The 23140-nt window shown below is 71.2% G+C and carries 22 protein-coding genes, 1 tRNA gene and 1 pseudogene; 6 read left to right on the top strand and 18 right to left on the bottom strand.

Annotated features, from left to right (window positions below; genetic code table 11):
• Positions 1-751 precede the first annotated feature (751 nt).
• The 10 genes from ACFY2L_RS28180 to ACFY2L_RS28225 all read right to left on the bottom strand — a co-directional run bounded on the left by ACFY2L_RS28180 (position 752) and on the right by ACFY2L_RS28225 (position 12886).
• Positions 752-1858 (bottom strand): 3-deoxy-7-phosphoheptulonate synthase, encoded by a 1107-nt coding sequence (locus tag ACFY2L_RS28180; protein WP_390823793.1) that lies wholly within the window; start codon positions 1856-1858, stop codon positions 752-754.
• 74 nt (positions 1859-1932) lie between these two features.
• Complete coding sequence (locus ACFY2L_RS28185) at positions 1933-2955, bottom strand: ketoacyl-ACP synthase III family protein (RefSeq protein WP_390659189.1); 1023 nt, start codon at positions 2953-2955, stop codon at positions 1933-1935.
• Positions 2956-3119: 164 nt separating this feature from the next.
• Complete coding sequence (locus ACFY2L_RS28190; protein WP_390659190.1) at positions 3120-5072, bottom strand: anthranilate synthase family protein; 1953 nt, start codon at positions 5070-5072, stop codon at positions 3120-3122.
• Positions 5069-5734 carry an isochorismatase family protein gene (locus tag ACFY2L_RS28195; protein ID WP_390659191.1) on the bottom strand — a complete coding sequence of 222 codons (666 nt, stop codon included), beginning with the start codon at positions 5732-5734 and terminating at the stop codon, positions 5069-5071. Before ACFY2L_RS28195 ends, ACFY2L_RS28190 begins: the two co-directional genes overlap by 4 nt.
• Before the next feature lie 28 nt (positions 5735-5762).
• On the bottom strand, positions 5763-6554 hold the full coding sequence (locus ACFY2L_RS28200; RefSeq protein ID WP_390823794.1) for a 2,3-dihydro-2,3-dihydroxybenzoate dehydrogenase: 792 nt from the start codon (positions 6552-6554) through the stop codon (positions 5763-5765).
• Positions 6551-8089, bottom strand: coding sequence for an amidohydrolase family protein (locus ACFY2L_RS28205; RefSeq protein ID WP_390659193.1), 1539 nt, complete (start codon positions 8087-8089; stop codon positions 6551-6553). The genes ACFY2L_RS28200 and ACFY2L_RS28205 overlap by 4 nt, the downstream gene beginning before the upstream one ends.
• Entirely contained in the window at positions 8089-8742 is a 654-nt protein-coding gene (locus ACFY2L_RS28210) for a phosphopantetheine-binding protein (RefSeq protein WP_390823795.1), read from the bottom strand. The genes ACFY2L_RS28205 and ACFY2L_RS28210 overlap by 1 nt, the downstream gene beginning before the upstream one ends.
• Before the next feature lie 6 nt (positions 8743-8748).
• A complete protein-coding gene (locus ACFY2L_RS28215) occupies positions 8749-10449 on the bottom strand; it encodes a (2,3-dihydroxybenzoyl)adenylate synthase (protein ID WP_390823796.1) in 1701 nt (566 codons plus the stop codon).
• Entirely contained in the window at positions 10446-11540 is a 1095-nt protein-coding gene (locus tag ACFY2L_RS28220) for a ketoacyl-ACP synthase III family protein (RefSeq protein ID WP_390659196.1), read from the bottom strand. The genes ACFY2L_RS28215 and ACFY2L_RS28220 overlap by 4 nt, the downstream gene beginning before the upstream one ends.
• Positions 11540-12886: a salicylate synthase gene (locus ACFY2L_RS28225; protein ID WP_390659197.1), complete on the bottom strand. Its 1347-nt coding sequence runs from the start codon at positions 12884-12886 to the stop codon at positions 11540-11542. Before ACFY2L_RS28225 ends, ACFY2L_RS28220 begins: the two co-directional genes overlap by 1 nt.
• Positions 12887-13129: 243 nt before the next feature.
• Between ACFY2L_RS28225 and ACFY2L_RS28230 the strand changes: the two genes are divergently transcribed.
• Complete coding sequence (locus ACFY2L_RS28230) at positions 13130-13528, top strand: VOC family protein (RefSeq protein ID WP_390823797.1); 399 nt, start codon at positions 13130-13132, stop codon at positions 13526-13528.
• Between the two features lie 160 nt (positions 13529-13688).
• A tRNA-Arg gene (locus ACFY2L_RS28235) sits at positions 13689-13761 on the top strand.
• A gap of 91 nt (positions 13762-13852) precedes the next feature.
• On the opposite strand, the pseudogene ACFY2L_RS28240 reads toward ACFY2L_RS28235, so the two are convergent.
• The 3 genes and pseudogenes from ACFY2L_RS28240 to ACFY2L_RS28250 all read right to left on the bottom strand — a co-directional run bounded on the left by ACFY2L_RS28240 (position 13853) and on the right by ACFY2L_RS28250 (position 15302).
• Positions 13853-14885: pseudogene (locus tag ACFY2L_RS28240) on the bottom strand (tyrosine-type recombinase/integrase).
• Positions 14885-15067 (bottom strand): helix-turn-helix domain-containing protein, encoded by a 183-nt coding sequence (locus ACFY2L_RS28245; RefSeq protein WP_362265463.1) that lies wholly within the window; start codon positions 15065-15067, stop codon positions 14885-14887. The pseudogene ACFY2L_RS28240 and the gene ACFY2L_RS28245 overlap by 1 nt, the downstream one beginning before the upstream one ends.
• Positions 15068-15077: 10 nt before the next feature.
• Complete coding sequence (locus ACFY2L_RS28250; protein WP_390823915.1) at positions 15078-15302, bottom strand: hypothetical protein; 225 nt, start codon at positions 15300-15302, stop codon at positions 15078-15080.
• Positions 15303-15901: 599 nt separating this feature from the next.
• Here ACFY2L_RS28250 and ACFY2L_RS28255 point away from each other — a divergent pair.
• The 4 genes from ACFY2L_RS28255 to ACFY2L_RS28270 all read left to right on the top strand — a co-directional run bounded on the left by ACFY2L_RS28255 (position 15902) and on the right by ACFY2L_RS28270 (position 18644).
• Positions 15902-16594 (top strand): DUF6308 family protein, encoded by a 693-nt coding sequence (locus ACFY2L_RS28255; RefSeq protein WP_390823798.1) that lies wholly within the window; start codon positions 15902-15904, stop codon positions 16592-16594.
• Between the two features lie 303 nt (positions 16595-16897).
• Positions 16898-17293 carry a DUF3883 domain-containing protein gene (locus tag ACFY2L_RS28260; protein WP_390823799.1) on the top strand — a complete coding sequence of 132 codons (396 nt, stop codon included), beginning with the start codon at positions 16898-16900 and terminating at the stop codon, positions 17291-17293.
• A 227-nt stretch (positions 17294-17520) separates the two neighbouring features.
• Complete coding sequence (locus ACFY2L_RS28265; protein WP_390823800.1) at positions 17521-17781, top strand: hypothetical protein; 261 nt, start codon at positions 17521-17523, stop codon at positions 17779-17781.
• 212 nt (positions 17782-17993) lie between these two features.
• Positions 17994-18644, top strand: coding sequence for a hypothetical protein (locus tag ACFY2L_RS28270; protein WP_390823801.1), 651 nt, complete (start codon positions 17994-17996; stop codon positions 18642-18644).
• Positions 18645-18863: 219 nt separating this feature from the next.
• Here the strand turns inward: ACFY2L_RS28270 and ACFY2L_RS28275 are convergent, their stop codons facing one another.
• From ACFY2L_RS28275 to ACFY2L_RS28295, 5 genes are all read right to left on the bottom strand, one after another.
• Positions 18864-19409 (bottom strand): hypothetical protein, encoded by a 546-nt coding sequence (locus ACFY2L_RS28275; RefSeq protein WP_390823802.1) that lies wholly within the window; start codon positions 19407-19409, stop codon positions 18864-18866.
• A 404-nt stretch (positions 19410-19813) separates the two neighbouring features.
• Complete coding sequence (locus ACFY2L_RS28280; protein WP_390823803.1) at positions 19814-20299, bottom strand: hypothetical protein; 486 nt, start codon at positions 20297-20299, stop codon at positions 19814-19816.
• Positions 20275-20748 (bottom strand): M48 family metallopeptidase, encoded by a 474-nt coding sequence (locus tag ACFY2L_RS28285; RefSeq protein ID WP_390823804.1) that lies wholly within the window; start codon positions 20746-20748, stop codon positions 20275-20277. The genes ACFY2L_RS28280 and ACFY2L_RS28285 overlap by 25 nt, the downstream gene beginning before the upstream one ends.
• Before the next feature lie 230 nt (positions 20749-20978).
• The gene (locus ACFY2L_RS28290) at positions 20979-22325 is read right to left on the bottom strand and encodes a chloride channel protein (RefSeq protein ID WP_390823805.1); all 1347 of its coding nucleotides are present in this window, start codon (positions 22323-22325) and stop codon (positions 20979-20981) included.
• A gap of 156 nt (positions 22326-22481) precedes the next feature.
• Positions 22482-23063 carry a potassium channel family protein gene (locus tag ACFY2L_RS28295; RefSeq protein ID WP_390823806.1) on the bottom strand — a complete coding sequence of 194 codons (582 nt, stop codon included), beginning with the start codon at positions 23061-23063 and terminating at the stop codon, positions 22482-22484.
• Between the last annotated feature and the right edge of the window lie 77 nt (positions 23064-23140).

The raw sequence follows: 23140 nt of genomic DNA on the forward strand, positions 1-23140 counted from the left end.
TTGATTCCTCTCGGGTTCTGACCTACGGAAGAAAACGGGGCGAACAATCCCTCGCCGATCAGCGCCCCGCCCCCATGCGAAGACCCCGGCGACACCCACGGGACACGGAACGGGGCGCACTTCAGGGGGCGGCGGTCGGGCTTGCCTCGCCGGGGGGGGCACCCCTGCCTCGCCGCGTGGTGGTCGGGTTTGCCTCACGGGGCGGTGGTCGGGCGTACCTCGCGGGGCGGAGCCAGGCTTGCCTCGCGGGGCGGAGGCCCGGTGACCTTCGTAGGGCGGCAGTCGGGACGTAGTTCGCAGGGCGGTGGTCGGGCGTACCTCGCGGAGCCGGAGCCCGCCGCGCCTCGCCGGTCGGAGCCGGGCCTGCCCTGACGGGGTCCGCGCCTGCCCCCATGGGGCGGGAGCCACGCGGGTCTCGCGGGACGGGAAGCGGGGTCGCCGCGCGGGGCGGGAGCCAGGCGGGTCTCGCGGGGCGGGAGCCCGGGGTGGCCGTGCGGGGCGTTGAGCCGGGGTGGCCTAGTGGGCCGGGGGCCGGCGGCCGGGTTGGCTTTGGGCCGGGGGCCGGGGGCCGGGGAGTCGGGGTGGGCTAGGGGGTGTTTCGAAAGTCCTGTGCGGTGCCCGCGGTGTCCGGTGCGTGCCCTCGGCGTGCTGGACGAAGGCCCTCGTAGCGGAGCTACTTGGGTCTTTGGCCGGTGCGGCGAGGGTGCGTGCCGGGCGCCGCGGGTGCTGTGCGGGACTTTCGAAACACCCCCTAGGGGGTCGTCGGGGTGAGTGAGCGGCGGGTGGATACCGCTGTGGCCAGCTCGTCGATCATGGCGGCTGTGGTCGGCCAGTCCACGCAGGCGTCGGTGACGCTCTGGCCGTAGACGAGGCGGTCGGTGCGGCCGAGTTCGAGGTCCTGGCGGCCGGCCGCGAGGAAGCTCTCGATCATGACGCCGGCGATGCCGCGTTCACCGGCGGCGATCCGGGTGGCGACGTCGGTGACGACGAGCGGCTGCCGCTCGTGGTCCTTGTTGCTGTTGCCGTGGCTCGCGTCGACGATCAGCTGCTGCGGCAGCCCCGCCGCGGCCAGCTCCGCGAGGGCGGCGGCGACCTCGTCGGGACCGTAGTTGGGCCCGTCGGCCCCGCCGCGCAGCACCACGTGGCCGTCGGGGTTGCCCTTGGTCGCGACGACGGCGGCCCGGCCGTCCCCGGCGATGCCCGGGTAGACGTGCGGGCGCGAGGCGGAGACGACGGCGTCCACCGCGTCCCGGACCCCGCCGTCGGTGGTGTTCTTGAACCCGATCGGCATGGTGAGCCCGCTGGAGAGCTGACGGTGCACCTGGCTCTGCACGGTGCGGGCACCGATCGCGCCCCAGGCGACGGCGTCGGCCAGGTAGTGCGGGACGAGCGGGTCGAGGAACTCGCAGGCCACCGGCAGCCCGGTGCCGGCGATCTGGGCCATCAGGCCGCGCGCCAGCCCGAGCCCGCTGGGCAGGTCGTCCGAGCCGTCCAGGCGGGGGTCGCTGAGCAGCCCCTTCCAGCCGACCCGGGTGCGCGGCTTCTCCACGTACACCCGCATGACGACGATCAGCTGGTCCCGGGTCTCGGCGGCCAGCGCGGACAGGCGCTCCGCGTAGCCGAGGGCGGCGTCCGGGTCGTGCACCGAACACGGGCCGGTGACGACGACCAGGCGGTCGTCCTGGCCGTTCAGCGCACGGGCGATGTCGCGGCGGGTCAGAGCGGTGGTCTTCTTCGCGAGGGCCGACAGCGGTATCCGGGCGCGCAGGGCCTCCGGGCTGGGCAGCAGCGCGGCCGGACCGGGCGCCGGGGTGGCCGTCGGCTGGGGGGCGACGCTCGCGGTACGAAAGGGGGTCATGGTCGTGATCCGTTTCTTCGAGGAGGACGCTTTCGAGCGGGACGCGTCGGGACGGACGCGTGGAGTGCAGGCGCTCAGACGCCGTCGGCCGTGAGGACCGCCGCGGAGAAGGTGAAGCCCATGCCGGTGCCGATCACGAGGATGCGGTCGCCGCGCTCGAGCAGGTCGTTCCGCAGCAGGTGGTCGAGGCCGTACATCTGGTCGCAGGGCCCGAGGTGGCCGATGGTCAGGCCGAGTTCGTGGACGGTGTTGCGCGGGGTGATGCCGAGGGGGCGTACGAAGCTCTCGCGGTACAGGGTCCGGCCGACGAACGGGGTCAGGAACCAGTCGATGCCGTCGGCGCCGACACCCGCCTCGTCCAGGGCGCGGGCGACCACCCGCCGCGTGCAGTCGGCGACGCGGGTGTGCACGTCGCGCAGGGAGACCTCGCCGGAGGCGAGGAACTCACGGGTCCTGCGCCGCATGTCGGGCTGCCCCTCGGGCGAGGTGCGGAACGGCTCGGCGCCCCGGGAGAGTCCCTCCAGCACGGTGTCGGTGCGGCTCACCAGGGAGCGCAGCCGCAGCCGCCCGGCGTCGCGGGTGACCACGCCGGCGGCGGCGCCGTCACCGAAGACCATGCCGGGGGAGGTGTAGAAGCGGTCGGTGGGGGGCGCGAAGCGGTCGGCGAGGGTGATCAGCGCGGACGGCACGTCCGGGCGGGCGAGGAGGGTGGAGGCGGCGACGTCGAGCGCGGCGAGCGAGCCGTTGGACCAGGCGTTGACCGTCGTGGGCGTGGAGTCGACGTGCTCGCCGAGCAGTTCACGGGCGATCCAGCAGGCCGCGGGCCACAGGTCGATGCCCTGGAAGTGGCCGTGGCTGTGCAGCAGCACGGTGTCCGTGTCGATCCGCGCGCCCTTCTCCACCGCGTCCTTGACGGCCTGCCGGCCCGCCGTCACCGCCATCTCGGGCGGCGCCTGGGTGGCCCGCGCGTAGCTGATCATGCCGGTGCTCTCGGCGGCCTCGGCCGAGTACCGGCCGTCGGCGACCGCCGCGGCCACCGGCTCGAACTCGCCGAGGGTGCCTCCGGTGCCGGCGATCCAGATGTTGTCGAAGCGCATCGGACGGTTCCTTCCAGGGGTGGTGCGGCGGGAGAGGGCAAGAGAGGTGGAGACCACGAGGGGTGGAGACCAGGTGGAGACGACGGCCGCGGGGGTACGGGGGCGGCGGGCGGCCCGGCCTGAACCGGGCCCCGCCGCACCGGGCCCTGCTACCACTGAAAACGCTATGCCGGTATCGCGTCCTGGACAACGGCCTCCCGATAAGGTCCCGTTACCTCTCCGAGCAGGTCCGCGATCAGCTCGGCGAGCAGCTCGGGACCACGCCGCGTCAGCACCGACGCGGGATGGAACTGCACCGAGGCGAAGCCCGGCCCGCGCAGCGCGTGCACCTCTCCGTCCGCCTCACGGAACACCCGGACCAGGCCCTCCCGGTCGGCGCAGTCGATCAGCTCGGCCGCGCTGTGGGCCGCGAACGTGTTGTAGAAGCCGACGGGTTCACTGCGCCCGAAGCAGTCGATCACCCGCTGCACCCCCTGACTGGGCACCGTCCGGCGCACCAGCGGCAGCCCGAGCAGGGTGCTGAGCACCTGGTGGCCCAGGCAGACGGACAGGAACGGGATCCCGCGCCGCAGCAGCTCGGTGGTCACCCCGCGCAGCCGGGCGATCTTCGGGTCGGCCGTGTCCCGGGGGTCACCGGGCCCGGGCCCCACGATCACCAGGTCGTAGTCGCCGAGCCGGAACTCCTCGTCGTGGCGGCGGACATCGACGTACGGCCCGCGCGCCTGGAGCAGATGGCGCGCCATGTGCGTGAAGGTGTCCTCGGCGTCGATCACCAGCACCCGGCGCCCGGACAGCGCGGCGTCCGGCCGCATCCGCTCCCGCGGGTCCCGGAACCAGAACCCGGCCAGCGGCCGGTTGCGCTCGGCCAGCGCCGCACGCACCGCCGGATGCGCGGACAGCGGCGTACGCCGCTCACCCGCCGCCCCCGGCCGCCCGCCCGCCGGCGCCCGCAACGCCTCGATCAGCCCCGCCGCCTTGGCCCGGGTCTCCGCGGCCTCGGCCGCCGGATCGGAGTCACGCACCAGCGTGGCGCCCACCGGGATCCGCACCCGGCCCGCCGCGTCGACCTCGGCGGTGCGGATGAGGATCGCCGAGTCCATCCGGCGCCGCCCCGCCGCGTCCCGTCCGATGAGGGCCGCGACTCCGGCGTAGTGGCCGCGCCCCTCCGGCTCGTGACGGCTGATCACCTCGCAGGCGCTCTCCAGCGGGCCCCCGGTCACGGTCGGCGCCAGCAGCGTCTCGCGCAGGATCTCCCGTACGTCCAGGGAGCTGTGCCCCTCGATGAGGTACTCGGTGTGGGCGAGCCGGTCCATCTCCTTCAGGAACGGCCCGGTGACCCGGCCGCCCAGGTCGCAGACCCGGCCGGTCATCTTCAGCTCCTCGTCGAGGACCATGTACAGCTCGTTGGCCTCCTTGGGGTCGGAGAGAAAGCCGAGCACCTCGGCCGGATCCGGGCCGCCCGGCGGATAGCGGTACGTCCCGCTGATCGGGTTCATGACGATCCGGCCCGCGTCCAGGCTCACATGGCGTTCCGGCGAGGCCCCCACGAAGGTGCGGTCCCCGGTGTGCACCACGAACGACCAGTGACTGCCCGGGGCACGGCCGGCCAACCGGCGGAAGAACGACAGCGCGGTCCGCGCCGACCAGCCCTCGATGCGCGCCGTGAACGTACGCCTGAGGACGAAGTTGGCGCCGGCGCCCCGGCCGATCTCCTCGGCGAGCACCCGGCGGACCCGGGCCGCGTACTCCTCGTCGTCGGCGTCGAAACGGCCCTCGTCCATGTCGATCGGCAGGTCGGGCAGCCGCTCCAGGACGTCCGCCAGGGGCAGCACCGCCTGGTCGTCCACGGCCAGGGCGAGCAGCGGCGCCCCGTCGTCCGGGCAGGCGAACCCGCGCTCGCGGATCTGCCGGTACGGCAGCAGCGCCAGCACCTCGTGCCGCTCCCCGGCCCCCTCCCCGGCGGGGCCGAGCGGGATGTCCGCGATCAGTTCGTGCACGGCGACCCGCCCGGTCAGCACGTCGATCCGGTCGGGCCCGGTGGCGTCGGGCCGGTGCAGCAGGGCGAACGGCGGCGGGTCGGCACCGAGGATGCGTTCCAGGACCGGATGGGCCGTCATGACCGCCCCCCGTCCATCGCCGCCAGCACGGCCCGCGTCGGCAGGGTCACCGAGCAGCGGGTGGCGACGTAGTCCAGGGTCTCCCGGTGGCGCTCGGCCGAGAAGTCCGCGATCGCGTCGCCCACCACGAAGGTCTGGATGTCGTGCGAGAAGCCCTCGTGCGCGGTCATCAGGATGCCGACGTGGGCGTACACCCCGCAGATCACCAGCTGGTCGCGGCCGGTGCGGCGCAGCAGGTCCAGCAGGTCGGTGCGGCAGAAGGCACTGGGCCGCCACTTGGTGAACACCTCGTCGCCGGGCGCCGGCGCGATCCGCTCCGGGATGGCGCGGTGCTCGTCGTCCGCGCTCATCCCGGCACCCCAGAAGTCCTTCAGCAGCCCGCGCTGTTCATCGGTCATGCCGCCGGGCTGGGCGGTGTAGACGACGGGGGCGCCGGCGTCGGCGAACGCCCCGCGCAGCGCCTCGGTGTGGTCGAGGAGATCGGTCAGCGGCTGCCGGCCGCCGGCGTCGGGGTCGCCGTGTCCGAAGGGGCTGAGGAAGTAGTTCTGCAGGTCGTGGACGAGCAGCACCGCGCGCGCCGGGTCCACCGTCCAGGGTGCGGTGTTGCGCGGGAGTTCGTCCTCGGCCGGCATGGGATACGGGTCGATGAGAGGGATCGCCATGGTCAACTCCAAAGTCCGGAAGGGGGGTTCAGGCGCCGAGCGCGGCGCCGCCGTCCACCACGAGGTCGTGCAGGGTGATGTGGGAGGCCTGCTCGGAGAGGAGGAAGAGCACCGCGTGCGCGATGTCCTCGGGCCGGGCGAGCTTGCCGAGCGGGATGCCCACCCGGAAGGTGGCGGCCGAGCCGTCGACGGAGGGCCGGGCGAAGTCGCCCTCCGGGTACATCGAGGTGAGCATCGGGGTCTCGGTGGAGCCGGGCGCGACGACGTTGCAGCGGATGCCGTACCGGGCCACCTCCAGGCCCAGGGTCCTGGTGAAGCTGGTGGCCGCCGCCTTGGACGCCGCGTAGGCCGCCATGTTCCAGCGGGGCACGCCCGCCGAGTTGGAGGCGACGGTCACCACCGCGCCGCGCCGCCGCGGCACCATCCGGCCGACGACCGCCCGGCTCACGTGGAAGACACCGGTGGCGTTGACCGCGAAGGTGAAGTCCCAGTCCTCGTCGCTGTATCCGGTGACCTCACCGGTGCGCAGCACCCCGGCCGCGTTCACCAGGCAGTCCAGCGGACCGAGTTCGGACTCCGCGCGGTCCACCGCCGCGTCCACCTCGGCGCTGGAGCGCACGTCGGCGGTGAGCGCCAGCACCCGCGCGCCGTCCGCCGCCAGCTCCTTCACCAGCGGCCCGAGAGCGGCCCGGTCGGCGTCGAGCACCGCGACGGCGGCGCCGGCGGCGGCGATCTGCCGGGCCACCGCCGCCCCGATGCCGCCCGCGGCACCGGTGACCAGGGCCGTCCTGCCGTCGAGAGCCGCGTGTGCGCCGCTCATGACTGTCCCCTCCATCCCGTGTGGTGTGCGGCGGCCGCCCGGCGGCGCCGGTCGACCGTCTCGGTACGGCGGCGCAGGCTCGCCGCGACCGCGTCGGCGTCCACGCCCAGGCAGCGCACCGTGAAGGAGGCCAGCGCCTCCAGGTACTCCGCCTCCAGGGCGTCCTCGTCCAGGGCGGTGGACCGGCCGTCCTCGACGAGCACCCGGCCCCCGACGATCACCGTCTCCACGTCCATCGAGCCGCCGAGCGACAGGAAGCCCTCCAGCGGGCGCGGGTTGAGCAGGTAGCGCCAGTCGGCGGCGGGGACGAGCAGCAGGTCGGCCTGCTTGCCGGGCTCCAGGCTGCCGATCCGGTCCCCCTGGTCCAGACCCCGGGCGGGCAGCCGGGTGGCCATCGCCAGGGCGTCGGTGGGCAGCACCTCGGTGGGGTCGGCGTACATCTCGTTGTAGAGCTGCCACACCGCCCGCATCGCCTCCGGCATGCCGCCCAGCGGTACGGCGGCGCCGTCGGTGGACACCGACACGTCCAGGCCGGCCCGCCGGAACTCGGGGATCGCCCGGGTCTCGGAGACCGTGGACTCGCCGGCCTGCCCGTACTTCGCGGGCGAGTGGCTGATGTGCGCGCCCGCGTCGATCAGCAGCGCCCGCTCCCCCGGGTCGGCGAAGCCGCAGTGCACCGCCATGAACCGCTTCGACAGCAGCCCGGCCTCCGCGAACCGCCGTACCGGGGTGGCCCCGTAGTAGGCGAGCATCACGTCGGCCTCGTTGCGCAGCGCGCCCACGTGGGTGGCGAACGGCACGTCGTAGCGCGCGGTCAGTTCCGCGAAACCGGCCGCGAGTTCGTCGCTCATGTTGGTGCCGTAGACCGAGGTCGGCCAGGCCCGGACAAGACCCTCCGGATCGGCCTCGCACGCGTCCAGCAGCTCCTCGACGCGCTGGAGTTCGAGGTCGGTGTCACGGGTGCGCCGGAACCGGCTGTCGCCGGGCGCGCAGACCGCGTCGGCGGCCCAGGTGCTCACCGTGAGGCGCATCCCGAGCTCCCGCGCCGCCCGGGCCAGCGCCTGCGGCTTGTTGAGGGAACCGACGTCGCCGAGAGCGGTGACGCCGGAGCGCAGCTGGGTCCACATCGAGTAGCGGGCGATGGCCAGGGCCTCGTCGGGGGTGAGCCGGTCCACGTGGTCGTGGAAGGCGTCGAAGACCACGGAGATCTGCGGCACGTCACCGCCCAGCGCCATGAAGACGGGCTTGTCGTCGCGGTCCGAGGCGGTCCGCAGCGCCCCCTTGAAGGGGAAGCGCATCGCGAACATCTCGTGCCAGTGCGCGTTGACGAAGCCGGGCAGGATCATCCGGTCGTGGGCCTCGATGGTGCGCAGCCCGCCCTCGCGGTGGTGCGGCTCGACCGCCGCCTCGACCTCGGCGCGCGGCCCCGCGGCGACGATCACGCCGTCCACGGCGAGCACCGCGCCGTCCGGCACGACCCGGTCGGTGGTGTCGGCGGGATAGAGCACCCCGCCTCTGATCAGCAGGGCGCCCATCACGCCACCGCCGTGTCCCGAGCGGCCCAGGCCTCGTTGAGGTGCCGGTGCCAGGCGTCCAGGGTCGGGGAGGCGGTCAGCGCGGCGAAGTCGACGGGCACGCCCTGCCGGCGCCACCGCGTCACCAGCAGCATCGTCTCCAGCGAACCGAGCCCGAGATGCACCAGGTTGACGTCCCCGTCGACCGCCTCGGGCGCCTGCCCGATCGCGGTGGCCACATCACGCCGCACCTCGTCCACGGAAAGCGGAACGGTACGACGCGGCACCCGCGCACGGGTACGGGAAGGGTTGGCCACGGAGGAGGGGGTGGCGGAGGGGGGCGCGGCCGGGGCCTGGACCGAGCCCTGGGCCTGAGCCGGGGCCGGGGCCTGGGCGGCTGGGAGGCTCCCGGTGGTCGGGACGGCGGTGCTCGCGGCGGACGCCGTCGTGCTCGCCACGGACGCGGTCGTCTCCGGGGCCGGGGCCAGGGCCGTCGGATTCGTGGCCGTCGGGTTCGTGGCCGTCGGGACACCGGTGCTCGTGGCGGACGCCGTCGCGGCGGCGGCGGCCGTGGGGCCCACGCCGGAAGCCGTCGCCGTCACGCCGGACGCGGTCCTCGTCGCGCCGGAGACTGTCGCGGTCGTGGTCGTGGTGGATGCGGTGGGTACGGTCATGGCGGTTCACCTCGTCGGTGTCGGGGCGGCTGCGACAGGGGCCCGGTCGGCCCGGGAGGTACCCCAGTCGCGGGAGCGCGCCGGGTCGGCGGCGGCCGCCGACAGGACCTTCTTGTCGATCTTTCCGAGCGGTGTGAGCGGCAGGTCCGCGACGTACTCGACACGGTCCGGCAGCTTGAAGTCGGCGAGCCCGCGCCCCTGCAGGGCGGCCTTGAGCACGCTCAGCTCCGGCGGCGGCTCCTCGCCCCGGCCCACGAGGAAGGCGTAGATCCGCTCGCCGAGGAACTCGTCGGGCACCGGCACCACCGCCGCGGCGGCGACCCCGGGCACGGCCACGAGATGGGCCTCCACCTCACCGGCGGCGATCTTGTCACCGCCCCGGATGACCACGTCCTTGAGCCGCCCCTCGACGACCAGCCGGCCCTCGGGGGTGAGGCTGGCCAGGTCACCGGTGCGGTAGAAGCCGTCCTCGGTGAAGGCGCGGGCGTTGTGCTCGGGCGCCCGGTAGTAGCCGCGCAGGGTGTACGGACCCCGGGTCAGCAGTTCGCCGGCCTGCCCCGCCGGAACCGGAGCGCCGGTCGACGGATCGACGATCCGCACCTCGTCGGCGTCCGACACCGGCCGGCCCTGGGTGTGCAGCACCGAGTGCGGGTCGTCGTCCGGGCGGGACATGGTGAGCAGCCCCTCGGCCATCCCGAACACCTGCTGCAGCCGGCAGCCGAGCTCGGGCGTGATCCGCGCGGCCAGCTCCGGTTCGAGCCGGGCCCCGCCGATCTGCAGCACCCGCAGGCTGGACAGGTCCGCGTCCGTCCACTGGGCCTCCTCCAGCCACAGCCGTGCCACGGTGGGCACCACGGAGGTCAGCGTGACGCGCTCGGCCTCGATCAGCCGGAAGCAGTCGTCTGCGGTCGGATCGGGCGCGAGCACGACCGTGCCCCCGCACGACAGCGTCCCGACGACCCCGGGGCAGCCCCAGGTGAAGTTGAACTCCACGGGCAGCGCGGCCAGGTACACCGCCCCGGGCCCGAGCCCGGCCAGCGCCGCCACGGTGCGCGTCTGGTACGCGTAGTCGTCGTGGGTGCGCGGAATGAGCTTCGGCAGCGCGGTCGTACCGCCCGACAGCAGGAAGAAGGCGACGTCGGACGGGTCGTTGGCGGGCAGCGGCAGCGGGTCGGCGGTCACCCGCTCCAGGGGTACGACGAGGTCGTCGCCGTCCGTGACGCCCGTACCGTCCATCACGAACACCCGCCGCAGCGCGGGAAGTTCGGCGGCGAGCCGTCGCCCGAGGCCGGCGTGGTCGAAGCCCCGGAAGCGGCCCGGCACCACGTACCCGGACGCCCCGGACAGCTCGCACAGGTGCCGGACCTCCTGCGCCCGGTGCGAGGTGAGCGAGAACACCGGCTTGGCACCGGCCCGGAACAGCGCGAAGGCGACCTCCACGAACTCCGGGACGTTGGGCAGCTGGAGCACGATCCGGTCCCCCGGCCGCACCCCCTCGCGGACGAACCCGGCGGCCCTGCGGTCGACCCGGTCGGCCAGCTCGGCGTAGGTGAGGCGCTCGCGCCCGGCGACGAGCGCGGTGGCGGAGCCGTACGCGTCAGCCCAGGCGCGGGGCAGCGAGCCCAGGTCGGTGCCCCGCCACAGTCCGGCGCGGCGGTAGCGCGCGGCGGTCTCGGCGGGCCAGGGCGTGCACCCTTCGAGCATCATCGGTGGTCCTCCTCGGCTGTGGGGCGGTCGGCGGGGTGCGCCGTCTGTTCGCGGTGCCCGGCGGTGATCTCCACGACCGCGCAGGCGACCTCCATGCCGGGCCCGGCGGCGAGCAGCGCCACCTGGTCTCCCGGTCCGACCTCGCCCCGGGCCCACAGGTGCTCCAGGCCGATGAACGGGTCGGCGGCGCCGACGTGCCCGATGTCCCGGGTGAACTCCCAGGTCCCGAGCGCGGGTTCGACGTCCAGCGGGGCGAGGTAGATGCTGTGCAGCGCGCCGCGCGCGTACCCGGTGTGGCAGATCCGGGTCACCTTCTCCAGGCTGGTGCCGGCCTCCTCCAGGACCCGGTCGACGGTGTCGGCGACCACGTCCCCGAAGTGCACGGCGGGCGCGGCCGTCCCCTGCTCCCACCGGCGGCGCAGATGGGCGTTGCGTTCCTCGAAGTTGAGCGAGCGGCCGACGGTGATGCCGGGCGGGAAGAGCTCCTCGCCGGCGCGGTGCATCTCCTCCAGCGCGGGCGCGGAGGCGGAGCCGATGGACAGCAGCCGGGCGAACCCGCCCCGCCGTGAGACCACGGCGGCCGCACCGCCGTCCGCGAGCAGGAAGAGCTTGGAGGAGTTCCACCTGTCCACCACGGGCGCGGAGAAGTTGTCGGCGGAGGTGATCAGCACGGCGTCCCGGGACGGGTCGGCGGTCAGCCGGTGCGCGGCGAGTTCCAGCGCGGCGAGCATCCCGAGGCAGCCGGGCCCGATCTGGGCGGCGGTGAGCGGCCGGTCGAGGGTGTGCCGGAGCACGTAGTGCGGCGCGGACCACCCGTCGGGTCCCTGGTGGTAGGTGGCGGCGTGCAGCAGGGCCCCGTAGTCGTCCGGCGTGAGTCCGGCGGCGCCGGCGGCCCGGCGCAGCGCGGTCCGTCCCGCCCGTACGGCCATCTCCGGGGCGGGCACCTCCCCGGCGACCCGTACGGCCCGCATCCCGGAGCCCTCGCGGTCGGCGAAGGCGTACCAGCCGCGGTCCACGGCCTCCTGGGTGGTGACGGCCTCCGGCAGCCAGCTGCCGATGCCGGCCAGGTGCACGTCCCCGGGGACCCTCATCACGCGTCCCCGGGCTGCGCGGGCACCAGGAACCGGGCGACGCTGTCGAGCTTCTCGCAGGTCTCCTCGAACTCCCGCTCCGGCGTGGAGTGTCCGACGATGCCCGCGCCGGCCCGCAGCCAGGTGCGGCCGCCCTGCCGGTAGGCGCTGCGCAGCACCAGGGCCGCGTCCATGGCGCCGGAGTGGTCCACGGTGAGCACGGCGCCGCTGTACAGCCCGCGGGTCTCGGTCTCGTAGCGGCGGATCGAGTCGTAGGCCGCCGCCTTGGGCACACCGGAGGCGGTGACGGCGGGGAAGACGGCACCGAAGGCGTCCCAGGCCTCACGCCCGGGGGCCAGCCTCCCGGCGACGCGCGAGGCGAGGTGCTGCACGCTGCCCCGTTCCCGTACGGCCATGAACTCGGGGACCTCGACGGACCCCTCGACGCACACGTCGACCAGTTCGTCCGCGCCGACCTTGACCGAGATGGCGTGCTCGTAGACCTCCTTCGGCGAGCCGAACAGGTCGGCCCGCAGGCTCTCGTTGACCAGCAGGTCCTCGGTGAGCGCCCGGGTCCCGGCCAGCGGCTGGCTGACCACACGGCCGTCCTCGGAGACCTGGACGACGATCTCCGGGCTGAAGCCGATCGCCTCGACGTCGCCGAGACTGACCATGAACGACCGCGCGGGATTGTTCCCGCGCCGCCCGGCGACGTAGGTGGCGGTCAGATCGGTCTCCCCGGGCACTTCCACGACCCTGGACAGAATGACCTTGTGCAGCTCACCGGCGTTGATGTCGTCGACGGCGCCCTGTACGGCGGCCCGGTAGCGGGTCCCGTCGGTGGCGTGGACGTCGAGCGGCCGGGGCCGCCGCTCCTGCCCCGCCCCGGCGGGTTCGATCATGGTGTTGACGAGCGCGTCGAGCGTCTCCTGGTCGGCGGCGCGCAGCAGCGCGTGCCCCTCCCCGAACCGGACCTCGGCGCGCGGCACGACGAGGTGCATCAGCCGCTGGTCCCCGAGGTGCCGGCGGTCGCCGTCCTTGGCGTACGACAGCTCGAAGGCGGCCCAGCCGTAGGCGCGCCAGTACGGCACCTCGACCTGGGCGAGCAGCTCGGAGACCAGCTTCAGCGGCTGGGCGCTCCACGGCAGCTCGGCCGCCGGCAGCCCCTCCTGCACGAGCCGGGCCCCGTCGCGGTCGAGGGTCAGCTCGGCCCGCACCCCACCCGCGTACGCCCAGCTCCCCCCGTTCTCGTAGACGACGTACGACTCGTGCAGACCGGAGTCCGCGAGCCGGGCCGCGATCAGCAACGGGTCCTCGGACAGCGGCAGTTGGGTCTCGTAGTAGTGACGCGAGGCAAGGGTGATCATCGGGTGGTCCCTCCCGTGAGGCTTGTGGGTCCGTGACTCCGCGAGTCGTGAGCCTGTTACCTCCAAAAAGATTACGGAGGTAACACCGCACGGACAGGACCGCTCCGATCACCCTTCCTTCTCGACTTGCCTACCGAAGACACGCTCCGGCCCCATCTAGGACAGAACCCGACCTATATCCCCCCTACTCTCATCCCGTACCGCACACCCCCCATCCCCCCACCGCTCGACCAAGGAGTACCGATGCTGCGAGGCCTCACCACCGTCCGCTTCCACGCCGCCGACCTGGAGGCGGCGAAGCGCTGGTACACCGAACTCCTCGGCATCGAGCCGTACTTCGAGCGCCCCGGCTACGCCGAGTTCCGCATCGGCGACTACCAGCACGAACTGGGCCTGCTGGACAGCAAGTTCATGACGGACCTGGGCGCCCACACCGACACGCCCGGCGGCGCGGTCACCTACTGGCACGTCGACGACGTCAAGGCCACCCTGGCCCGCCTCCTGGACCTGGGCGCCACCCCCCACGAGCCGCTCCGCGAGTTCGGCGAGGGCTTCGTCGGCGCCTCGGTCGTCGACCCCTTCGGCAACATCCTCGGCATCATGCAGAACCGCCACTACCTGGACATCCTGGCCGCCCGCTGACCACTCCGCCCCCCTCGGCCCCTAGCGGAACGGCTCGCGATCCCACCCCGGACCACCCGGCCCCACCCCTACGCCGAGCGTCCCTCGGGCGCCGACGACACCAGCCGCTACACTGTGGACGGTGGCACAGCCGCACACCGGCCTGCCACCGATCCACCCCGCCTTCGTAGCTCAGGGGATAGAGCACCGCTCTCCTAAAGCGGGTGTCGCAGGTTCGAATCCTGCCGGGGGCACAAGGGAAAAGGCCAGCTAGGAGCATGCTCCCAGCTAGCCTTCGTCACCCACCTAGGAACGTTCCTAGGTGGGTGACATCCACCGTTGACATCAACGAGGGCGGTCACTCACGATCGGCCGCCTCTTGAGCAGCCGATCCATGTGGCTGATGGCCTCCCGCTGGGTGTCCTGGACGACGTGCGTGTACACGTCCATGGTGATGCTGATCTGGCTGTGCCCGAGGATCTCCATCACGACGCGGGGAGCAACCCCGGCAGCGGTCAGCAGCGTGGCGCACCCGTGCCGGGCGTCGTGCAGCCGGATCACGCGGAGGCCGACGGACTCGGCTACACGGGTGAAGGAGCGGTAGACGTTCCGCGGCTCGACCTGACGGCCGGTACGGGTGGTGGAGACATAGCCCAACTCCTGCCAGGTCTCCCCCGCCTTGGTCCGAGACGCTGCCTGCCGCTTCCAGTGCCAGCGCAAGGGCGCAATGCAGAGCGCGGGCAGCGGGACGACACGACGGCGGCGGCTCTTGGGATCGTCGTCGTAGAGGACGCCGCGACGACGCTGGGTCTGCTGGCGGACGTGGAGGACGCGGTTGTCGAGGTCGAGGTCAAACCAGATTGTCCGTGCGCGGCGGCTCGACGAGCTTGGCGACGTTGCACGTGATGAGTACCTCACGACAGGCGGAGGTCAGCGCCGAGCGCAGAACTCGGTTCGCCTCCTTGGCGGTTGCGGCGGTGGTCTCCTTCTCCAGACGGACGAGGAAGCGGCGGACGTCGGCGACGCCGAGGGATTCGAGCCGCTTGGCGCCGAGGAGGGGCACGAGGTAGAGGCAGACGTGCGCTTCGTACTTGTCGAAGGTGCTGAGCTTGCGCCGAGGCTTGATGACGTTGTCCAGCCAGTACGGCAGCCACTCGGAGAGCTTGGCCGACTTGGTGGGCACGGGCACGCCCTGGTCCACCTTGTCGAGCAGTTCCCGACGCTTGGCGTCGCACTCAGCCCACGTCTTGCCATAGGCGAACTTGCGGGCGCGGGTGCCGTCCGGCTGGAGCACGTAGACCGCGCACTGGAAGCGGCCATCAGTGCGCTTGGTGATGGTGCCCGCCCCGTTGGGGTTCCGCTTGCGCTGCTGAGCCATCAGGCCGCTGCCTCCAGTTCGTTGGTGATGTACTCGCGGACGGCCCGCGCGGGGATGCGGCGGCACCGGCCGATGGTGAGCGAGGGCAGACGCCGGGAGCGGATCAGGTCGTAGACCGTGGAGCGACCGAGCTTGAGCCGGGCCATGACGTCCGGGACCGTCAGCAGCTCTTCGTCAGGTATGGGTGGGTTCTCATTCCGGGTCGGGGGTGTCGGGTCGTCGCGAGGTGGCGAGCCAGGTCTCTGCGGCGGTCAGACCGGTGCCGGCGAAGCGCCAGTGCGAGAGGACGAGGACGGTGTCCGGGTCAGGCAGGGGGGTGGCCCGCTTCGGGGGGCGCGTTCGCCGCTCGCAGCCGCCGAGGCGTTGGATCTGCCGTGCGTAGCCGCTGAGGTCGCCGAACTGGGCGAGGGTCGCCACTTGACGGATGACTCCGCAGGTCCACAGACTGCCCGACGCGCCGCAAGCTTACGGGGCCATGATCACTCGCACCAAAGCAGCGCCACCCCAAAGCCGTTCCACCGACCTGGCGCTTTACCGCGCGGCTCATGACATCGCCACGTTACTGTGCGTATTGCGCGCATGAGGGGAGGGCAACGGTGGGAATCTTTGGCAAGTTGTTGAGCGGCATCGGCGGTAGCTCAGGACCGTCGTGTCCATCGTGCGGCAGCACGTTGAAGAGCGATGGCACGTACGGTCAAGGCTATGAGTGTCCGACGTGCGCTGACGGCGTCGTGTACCGCATCGAAGACGGCAACCTCAACGGCTATGGGAGCAACCGCGGGGGCGGTGGCAGCAGTTGCGAGATGTGTCAGTCGTCGTTGTCGGGCGGCACGTCGTATCTTCCCTATGAAGACGGCAGCAACTCGCACGCGTACATCAATTGTCCGTCGTGCGGCCACGAGAACATTCGGTACGGGTTCGGCGAGGACTGATACGGCAACGCCCAGCAGCGGCATATCGAGGCGACCACTCCCTTGCGCGAGTCGCTGCCGCATGTGCGGCACAGGGAGAGGGACATGAGCGGGGAGACCGTGCGTGTCGGCGGCCGAAGCGTGGCGCTGGACCAAGCCACGCAGTGGATATGGCAGTACTTCGACGCTGAGGCGAACCGGGCGGCTGCGGTCGCCGCGAAGGGCAGACCGTATGCGTTCCCGGTCTACGACCGGATGGATACCGGAAGCGGGCCGAACGAACTCAACGACGGGGACCTGCTGGCACCGGTGCTGCTGAACGTCACGCCGAAGCTACATGCCGTCCTGAACCTCCAAGCTGTGCGCCCGGACCTGGAGGCAGTGCTCGCAGCGATCCCACCAAGGCTCACGCTGCAGGATGCGGTCGCCTCCGGCGTGCACACGGAGCCATTGCGCCGTATCGGCGGCCTGCTCGACGGTCCGGCCCCGCTCCGTGGGGTGGGCGGAACGATTCTGATGAAGATCATGCACCGCAAGCGTCCACTGTTCCTGCCGCTCTACGACACCCAGGTCTACGCCTGCTACTGCGGACCCGGTCCTCGGTATCCGATCAAGAAGTCGCCCCGGCGCACCTGGGCGCAGTTCCTCCGACTTCTCGGCGATGCCGTGGCGCGCGACCTAAACGAGCAGCCGGATACGTGGAAGACGCTGATGGGATGCGCCCCGGACGATGTGAGCGTGCTGCGCGTTTTGGACGTCGTCGCATGGAACCTGGGCCATCGGGGTGCATACCACTGAGCCAGCCGACTTGAGCGACGGCCCGGAGCGCCTGGTCGGTCGGCGCACCCGCCGTCGTGGCTGACTGTCGTCGGCTGAAGACGGCGCGAAGCCGCTGCCGCCCGCGATGGCCTGTTGCCCGACCGCACCACAAGCGCACCAGATCGAGCGGGGAACAGCGGGGAATCACGGGGAAAGGAGTCCAGCCCGCCGGCGCCGCAGCCCGACCGTTCGCCCAGGTCAGCACCCGAACGGGCCGCAAATGCTCGCAGCTTCCCAAGATGAGGGTCTTCACGGCACCATGGTCGGCTGGCTATTGGAGGCATGGTGGGGAACAGGGAGATAGAGCAGGCCGCAATTACGCACGTGATGGCCTTGGAACGAGCCGCTGGCCGCGATCCGAAGGACGTCCGTACCTCGGGCCTCCCGTACGACGTGGAAAGTCTGCCTCGCCTGATTGAGGTGAAGGCCTTCAGCCGCACGGCGCGCAGCGAAGCGCTGCCGCTGGAACACCGGCAGGTGGAGGCCGCCAGGGCGAACCCTGAGCACTACTACCTCTACGTGGTCGACAATCTTGCAGGCGCAGAAGGCGCCGAGGTCGGTGTGCGCATCCTGCATGGTGAGGCTCTGTTGGCAATGATCGAGCGCACCCGGCCCCAGATCACGTACTGGCCCACGTTCAGGGCAGCCGAGTACGACCAGGCGGAGCGGCTGCAGTGAGTGCTGCGGTACAGCAGCGGAGTACAGCCACCCTCGTGACCGCAGCCAACCGCCAACAGCCACCAATGGCTGGCTGACCAGCGCATCGGACCCCGATGACCTCCCAGCCGAGAGTTCGGGACGAAGAAGTCATCACCCATGTCTCGCCGTACAGTTCTCGCCGTCGCGGCCGACCTGGAGTACGCGATGCTTGGTGTATGGCCCCTGAACCCATCGCTGCTCCGTCGATGACCACTCACGTGAGTGCGGTGACCGACGGAACCACCAGAGTCTTCACGTGGGAAGAAGGCTCACGCATCGAGGTCCGCAACCTGGGCGGAGAGATCGTCATCGAGGCCAACGCAGCCGGGCTGAAGACCCTGGCCGGCCACCTCCTCACACTCGCCCAGGACGGCACACCGGACGGCGCTCATCTCCACCTGGAGGAGAACAATGGACTCGAAGAAGGCTCCGTAGGCCTGGTCTTGGAGCGGTGCGACGACGAATGACTCGTGCCAGACGCGTGCCAGATCGTGCGGAGAACCACGAGGAACAGCGGAGAACCCGTCGACCGTCCACCAGGCGTCTGCATCCCTCCGCCGCAGGTCAGGCCCGGAGCCAGCCTTAGATACCCTTAGCTTCCCAAGCTGATGGTGGGCGGCCAGCCAACCAACCGTGCCGTTTTGCTGCATATAGCACCATCAGTGCGGATCATGAGGCGATGGATGAGGGGATAGCAGCATTGATCGCCGGCGCCGCTGCAGCGGTCGGAGGTGTGGTGGGAGCCTTCGGTGGCGGACTCATGAGCGCACGCGGTAGCGAGCGAGCAGCAGAGACGGCAGCAACGGCCGCCTTGCGGCAGGTGCAGGATCAGGGTGCCGTCGAACACGCCCACTGGGTCCGGCAGCAGCGACAGACCCTGTACGCGCGAGTCGTAGAGCTCTACGTGGCGGCCGGAGTGGACTTGGTGGCGGCTGCGAAGCAGTTGAAGCAAGTGACACCGCTCAGTGAGTCCGATAAGCAGGACATTCGCGCCGCGGTCGTGGCCCTCGAAGCCGCGATAAGTCAGCTGGCGCTCTGGGGGCCACAGTCAGTGCAGGACATCGGAGGTGAGCTCAGGACTCGCATCAAGAGCGTTGCTGGGACGCTGTTCTCGTGGAGCGATGCTGTGGCCTGGGAACCTGATCAGGCTCACTTGCTCACGGCAAGTCAGGAGGAAGCACGACGGCAGGAGCTAGACGGCTGGCGCACCGAATATCGCAGTGACCTCAGAACCGCAGCCGAGACCTACAACGAGTTCGTTCGTATCGCTGGCCAAACGCTGCAAAGTGCCACCGCGCCTGCCCCGCGAGCGGACACGTCCGCATGCTGAAGGCAGATTGGACGCCCTGAGAGACGACCGACGAGCGGAACCTGGGCCGCCCCTGGGCCGTCCGAGGGCGCTCAACAGTGGCCAACGACGACCAACGACCACCATCAGGCGCATGAGCCCACCGCCCCTGACCAGCAAAAACCCAGGTCACCAAGATCCCCGGCAAGACCCAGGGTAAGAAGACAGATCATCACTTGCCCATCGCGACTCCGTCGGCTGCTACAACTGCCGCGGGTCTGTCCCCAGGGCGGCGGGGTCCTCGGACCGCAGGCGAAACTCCGCGGTTACGCCCAAGCTCTTTCGAGCGGTGAGGTAGAATATGTCACGTTTCTCCTGGAACTGTCTGAAAGCCCGCGTCCAGTCCTCCGGTGTTCCCGAGCGCTGATCACGAGCGAACTGCTCCAGCACCCAGGCGTGGCGCTGCAGCGCCCTGGCCGCCGAGATGGTCTCAGCGTCCCCCATGAGGAGGACGGCCTCGAACGCGTAGCCCCGCTCCAGTTCGGCGTCAGCCAACATCGTCAAGCCAGCTTCCTGTCCGAGCGGCTGGGGAAGATCAAACAGCCCTTTGCCTGCAGCCAGGCGCCCCGCCAAGGACGTGAATCTCTTGATCGCGTCTGCGTACCGGAGGTAGGACTCCAGACGACGTTCATCCCATCGCGTCGAGAGTTGGCGACGCCAGCGCGACCTTTCCATGAGGGCTCCGCCCCCGTAGGACGCTGCGGCACCGACGAGCACGCCTATCAACGTGAACAGTTGCCCCGACATGGCCCCCCTGTCGATCGGTTCGTTCCCGGAACGACCTTACTGTCAGCTTTGATCGTCTACGCGCTGGCGAGCCAGTGGCCCAGCAGGTCCCCTCTCGGCAGACATGCCGTGTCAGTCGCATGCCCGAGCGGATGAGAGCCGCCGCCAAGGCATCCTGGTCTCGGAGGTGTCTGGAGCGTGCTGAGTGTCTAACTGCGTGACAACGCTGACGAACAACAACGGACGAGTACGGACGTCAGCGGACCATCAACGCAGGTGAGAGCTGGACCAGCCCAAGCAGGCAGCCCCGCGCAAGTTGCTTCGGGACGAAGGGGTCACCGTGCCACAGCAGTGCCAGATGCAGGGGCGGCTGGCGGGTGATCCGAACGAGAGGCCCCCAGATGTGGCAGGGGCCCGCGAGGGCCTCAGTCTCCGAGGCCGTCCCTCAGCAGGCGCCGGGCCACCTCGGTGCGGGCCGCGGCGAGTTCCGTGGCGATCCGCTCGGTCCGGCGGGCCTGCGGCACCACTGCCGCCGCCACGGGCTCCCCGACGAGCAGGCAGGCGCGCCGCAGATGGGTCGGCGGATGGGTGGCGTCGACCTGGTGCCCGCGCCGGGCTCCGGCGCGCCGCTGCCGTTCGTACTCGTGCTCCGGGACGGATGCCGCGTACGCGCTGAGCAGCCCCCACAGCTCGTCGGCCCGGGCCGTGGCCTCCCGGGTGGACCTCGCCCCGCCGAGGGCGGCACGGCTGGCCTCGCTGCGCAGCAGGACGCCGAGCGCCTCGGTGATGAGCAACCGGTCCATGAGACCCACCGCCGCCTGCGTGGAAGCGGTGCGGGCGGCCAGCCGGTCGGCGAGGTACTCGGCCCGCATCCCGGCCCGCGACGTCAGCCGGACAAGCAGCACCAGCACCCCCGGACCAGCAGGCGTGGCACCACGTAGAGAGCATTGACAACCATCTCGATCACGGACGGGTGCGGAAGCGGCCGGAGGGTGTGATGCCAGAGGGACAGGGTCCGCACCGCCGTGCCCACCACCAGGCCGTTGCGGGTGTCGCCGTTGGCGTAGTGGGCCAGCTCGTGGCCGAGCAGCGCGATCCGCTCCCCGGGTGTCAGGACCTCCCACAGCGGCATGCCCAGCACCAGCAGCCGCCGACCGCGCACACCGTACGTCATGACGCCGGCGTTGATGCTCCCGTCCACGGCGATCGCGTGCACGCCACGGGTGCCGACCGCCCGCGCCACCTCATCCACCAGGGCGAACAGTTCGGGCGCGTCGGCCCGGAACAGCACGGGCCGGTCGTCGGGCAGGCGGCGAACCCTCGGGGAGAGCACCCAGGCCAGCACCAGGGGCCGCCCCACCACAACAGTGCGGCGGGACGGCCCTTTCAGGTGCGGCTCCCTGGCACGGATTGGACACACATCACGCGGCATCCTCCTCCAGGGCGGCCACCGCCTCGGCGGCCTTGCGGGCCATCCGCCCAGCCTTCTCCGGCTTGGCCTTCGCGGCGCTCCCGACGACTGGGCCAGCCCGGCCGCCCGGGTTCGTCTGCGATGGGCAACGCCGGCACGGTGAAGACCGCTGAAGACCGCTACTGCCGGCCTGGCCCCGGTTGCTCCCCGGGCTTTGGCGGAGGAGGCGTCAGCTTCGCCGTCGCGACGTACGAGACCACGACCGCGACGATCACCAGCGGCATGACGGTGAGCCCCTGCGCCCCGATCAGCAGGGTGGCGAGCAGGACGGAGACCAGCGGAAGCCTCAGCATTGCGGCGCTCATCGCCCCGATGCCCATCGCGAAGCCCGCGACCAGGGACAGCCCCGGCAGATGCGAGAGCAGGATGCCACCCGCCGCTCCCACGAACATCGCGGGAAAGATCGGGCCTCCCCTGAAACTGCTGAGCGAGGCGCAATAGGCCAGAGACTTGCACAACACCAGCAGCGACAACGCTCCCACCGAATACGCGGCGCTGTGAGCAAGGAAGGGATCCAGCGCCGTCTGCCCCGAATACAGCACGTCGGTCGCTTCCTTGCCGGTGCTTTTCGCGTAGCCGATCGCCAGCCCCGCCACGACCAGGCCCATGACCACCGTGGCCGGCACCCGTCGCCTCTCGACGTGCGTCTTGAGCCGGACGGCGAGCCATCGGATTCCCAAACCCACGAGTGCGGCCGACAGTCCGATGACCAGGGCCCAGCCGAATTCCGCCGCCGTCGGGCGCATGGCTTCGGGTACGTCGTGCAGTGCAAGCGAATACGTGCCCAGCCCGGTCCAGGATCCCAGTCCGACGAAGACGAGTGCGCCGATGCCTGCGGCCAGCAGGCCGGGCACCAGGACCAGCGCCATCATCGGCCCGCCCAACCCCGATGCTTCCATCAGCAGGAACGCTCCCAGCAGCGGTGATCCCAGCAGCGAGCTGACGGCCGCGAAACTGCCGGCCGCGCCCAACACCGCGAGCGTCTGCTCCGGGGGGTTCCGTTTGACCATCCGCACGGCACCGGCGGCGAGCCCGGCGCCGAGTGCCAGGAGAGGGGACTCGGGCCCGAGGACAGCGGCGAAGCAGAGCGTCGCCAGGGCGGCGAGAAAGATGCCGGGCAGCTCGATGGGGGTGGGTGGGCCTGTGGCCTTGAACCCGGCCGTCGGCTCATGACCGCCTTTTCCCGGCAGGTACTGGATCGTCAGTCCCGCAAGAAGCCCCCCGACGGCGAGCAGAGGCAGCGGCCACCACGGCGGCGTTCCGTCGAACCCCAACGATTTGGGCAGATCCGTGTAGATCAGTGGCTGCAGTTCGCCGACCAGTGCGAGGAAGCCGAACGCCGCCGCGGACACCGGCACGCCGATCAGCGCGGCCATCACCAGAAGCACCAGGTACTCGCGGCTCCGAAGGAGCGTCAGCGGGTCCGGCGGTGACGCGGCCTCGGATCCAGTCCTGGCGACCGGCATGCGTATCGCCTCCTCGCGATGCGGACCTCCTCGATGGTCTCAGCGGCCGCTTTCAACGATCCTGGAACGCTCCGCCACCTGATGCGAGAGGCGCTGTTCCGAGCCTGACACGCCGTTCGCGTACAGGCATTTCAACGCCGCCCACGTGGGTGGCTCCTACGCGTCACCACCGACCGGATCTTCAGAGTCCGGTGGTTCTCCGGAGCCGGCCGACCGGGCGTCCTCTGCGATCCGGACGGCGCCGAGAAGGATCCGCGCGACCATTCCCACCAGAATCAGGTCGGCCAGCATCTGCACCATGGTCAGGACCCGTGCCGTCCCGGTCACCGGGGTGATGTCCCCGAAACCCACCGTCGCGAACACGGTGACGGTGAAATACAGGGCATCAGTGCGCCCCAACGTCTCCGAGAACGAGTCGGCTTGGTTCTCCGACAGGAGCACATACGCTGCCGAGAAGATGACCAGGAAGACCGGCCCGGCGGTGGACAGCGTCTCGATGGCACGCAGCCGAGGGTACCGGGATGCCGTGACGGCCCGGATCTGCCAGACGACCACGCCCGCGAAAAGCACGAGACATACGACCAGCGCGATCGCTGCACCGATGTCGAGGCCATGGTCCAGCGGCATCAGGTAATAGACGACGACCCACAGGACCACGGCCACCACGGATCGGACCACTGAGAGCAACAGCCGACGACGGGACACGCGGAACCGGTTGGCCTGCCGGGAACTTTTCATCACGTCACCATGGGCGCACGAACCTAGGTCGTGCGCACGCAGTTTCGAGCCCAGCGATGCGGGCTCGGGCTTCGCGT

It is taken from the genome of Streptomyces sp. NPDC001381 (assembly GCF_042895685.1).
Lineage (GTDB): Bacteria > Actinomycetota > Actinomycetes > Streptomycetales > Streptomycetaceae > Streptomyces.

What these genes read in the sequence shown, in the direction of transcription:
- ACFY2L_RS28255 (WP_390823798.1), top strand. Translation starts at nt 15,902, where the DNA reads ATGAGCGGGGAGACCGTGCGTGTCGGCGGCCGAAGCGTGGCGCTGGAC.
- ACFY2L_RS28270 (WP_390823801.1), top strand. Translation starts at nt 17,994, where the DNA reads ATGGATGAGGGGATAGCAGCATTGATCGCCGGCGCCGCTGCAGCGGTC.
- ACFY2L_RS28230 (WP_390823797.1), top strand. Translation starts at nt 13,130, where the DNA reads ATGCTGCGAGGCCTCACCACCGTCCGCTTCCACGCCGCCGACCTGGAG.
- ACFY2L_RS28220 (WP_390659196.1), bottom strand. Translation starts at nt 11,540, where the DNA reads ATGAGGGTCCCCGGGGACGTGCACCTGGCCGGCATCGGCAGCTGGCTG.
- ACFY2L_RS28225 (WP_390659197.1), bottom strand. Translation starts at nt 12,886, where the DNA reads ATGATCACCCTTGCCTCGCGTCACTACTACGAGACCCAACTGCCGCTG.
- ACFY2L_RS28295 (WP_390823806.1), bottom strand. Translation starts at nt 23,063, where the DNA reads ATGAAAAGTTCCCGGCAGGCCAACCGGTTCCGCGTGTCCCGTCGTCGG.
- ACFY2L_RS28210 (WP_390823795.1), bottom strand. Translation starts at nt 8,742, where the DNA reads ATGACCGTACCCACCGCATCCACCACGACCACGACCGCGACAGTCTCC.
- ACFY2L_RS28275 (WP_390823802.1), bottom strand. Translation starts at nt 19,409, where the DNA reads ATGTCGGGGCAACTGTTCACGTTGATAGGCGTGCTCGTCGGTGCCGCA.
- ACFY2L_RS28290 (WP_390823805.1), bottom strand. Translation starts at nt 22,325, where the DNA reads ATGCCGGTCGCCAGGACTGGATCCGAGGCCGCGTCACCGCCGGACCCG.
- ACFY2L_RS28265 (WP_390823800.1), top strand. Translation starts at nt 17,521, where the DNA reads ATGACCACTCACGTGAGTGCGGTGACCGACGGAACCACCAGAGTCTTC.
- ACFY2L_RS28200 (WP_390823794.1), bottom strand. Translation starts at nt 6,554, where the DNA reads ATGAGCGGCGCACACGCGGCTCTCGACGGCAGGACGGCCCTGGTCACC.
- ACFY2L_RS28195 (WP_390659191.1), bottom strand. Translation starts at nt 5,734, where the DNA reads ATGGCGATCCCTCTCATCGACCCGTATCCCATGCCGGCCGAGGACGAA.
- ACFY2L_RS28205 (WP_390659193.1), bottom strand. Translation starts at nt 8,089, where the DNA reads ATGGGCGCCCTGCTGATCAGAGGCGGGGTGCTCTATCCCGCCGACACC.
- ACFY2L_RS28185 (WP_390659189.1), bottom strand. Translation starts at nt 2,955, where the DNA reads ATGCGCTTCGACAACATCTGGATCGCCGGCACCGGAGGCACCCTCGGC.
- ACFY2L_RS28215 (WP_390823796.1), bottom strand. Translation starts at nt 10,449, where the DNA reads ATGATGCTCGAAGGGTGCACGCCCTGGCCCGCCGAGACCGCCGCGCGC.
- ACFY2L_RS28260 (WP_390823799.1), top strand. Translation starts at nt 16,898, where the DNA reads ATGGTGGGGAACAGGGAGATAGAGCAGGCCGCAATTACGCACGTGATG.
- ACFY2L_RS28190 (WP_390659190.1), bottom strand. Translation starts at nt 5,072, where the DNA reads ATGACGGCCCATCCGGTCCTGGAACGCATCCTCGGTGCCGACCCGCCG.
- ACFY2L_RS28180 (WP_390823793.1), bottom strand. Translation starts at nt 1,858, where the DNA reads ATGACCCCCTTTCGTACCGCGAGCGTCGCCCCCCAGCCGACGGCCACC.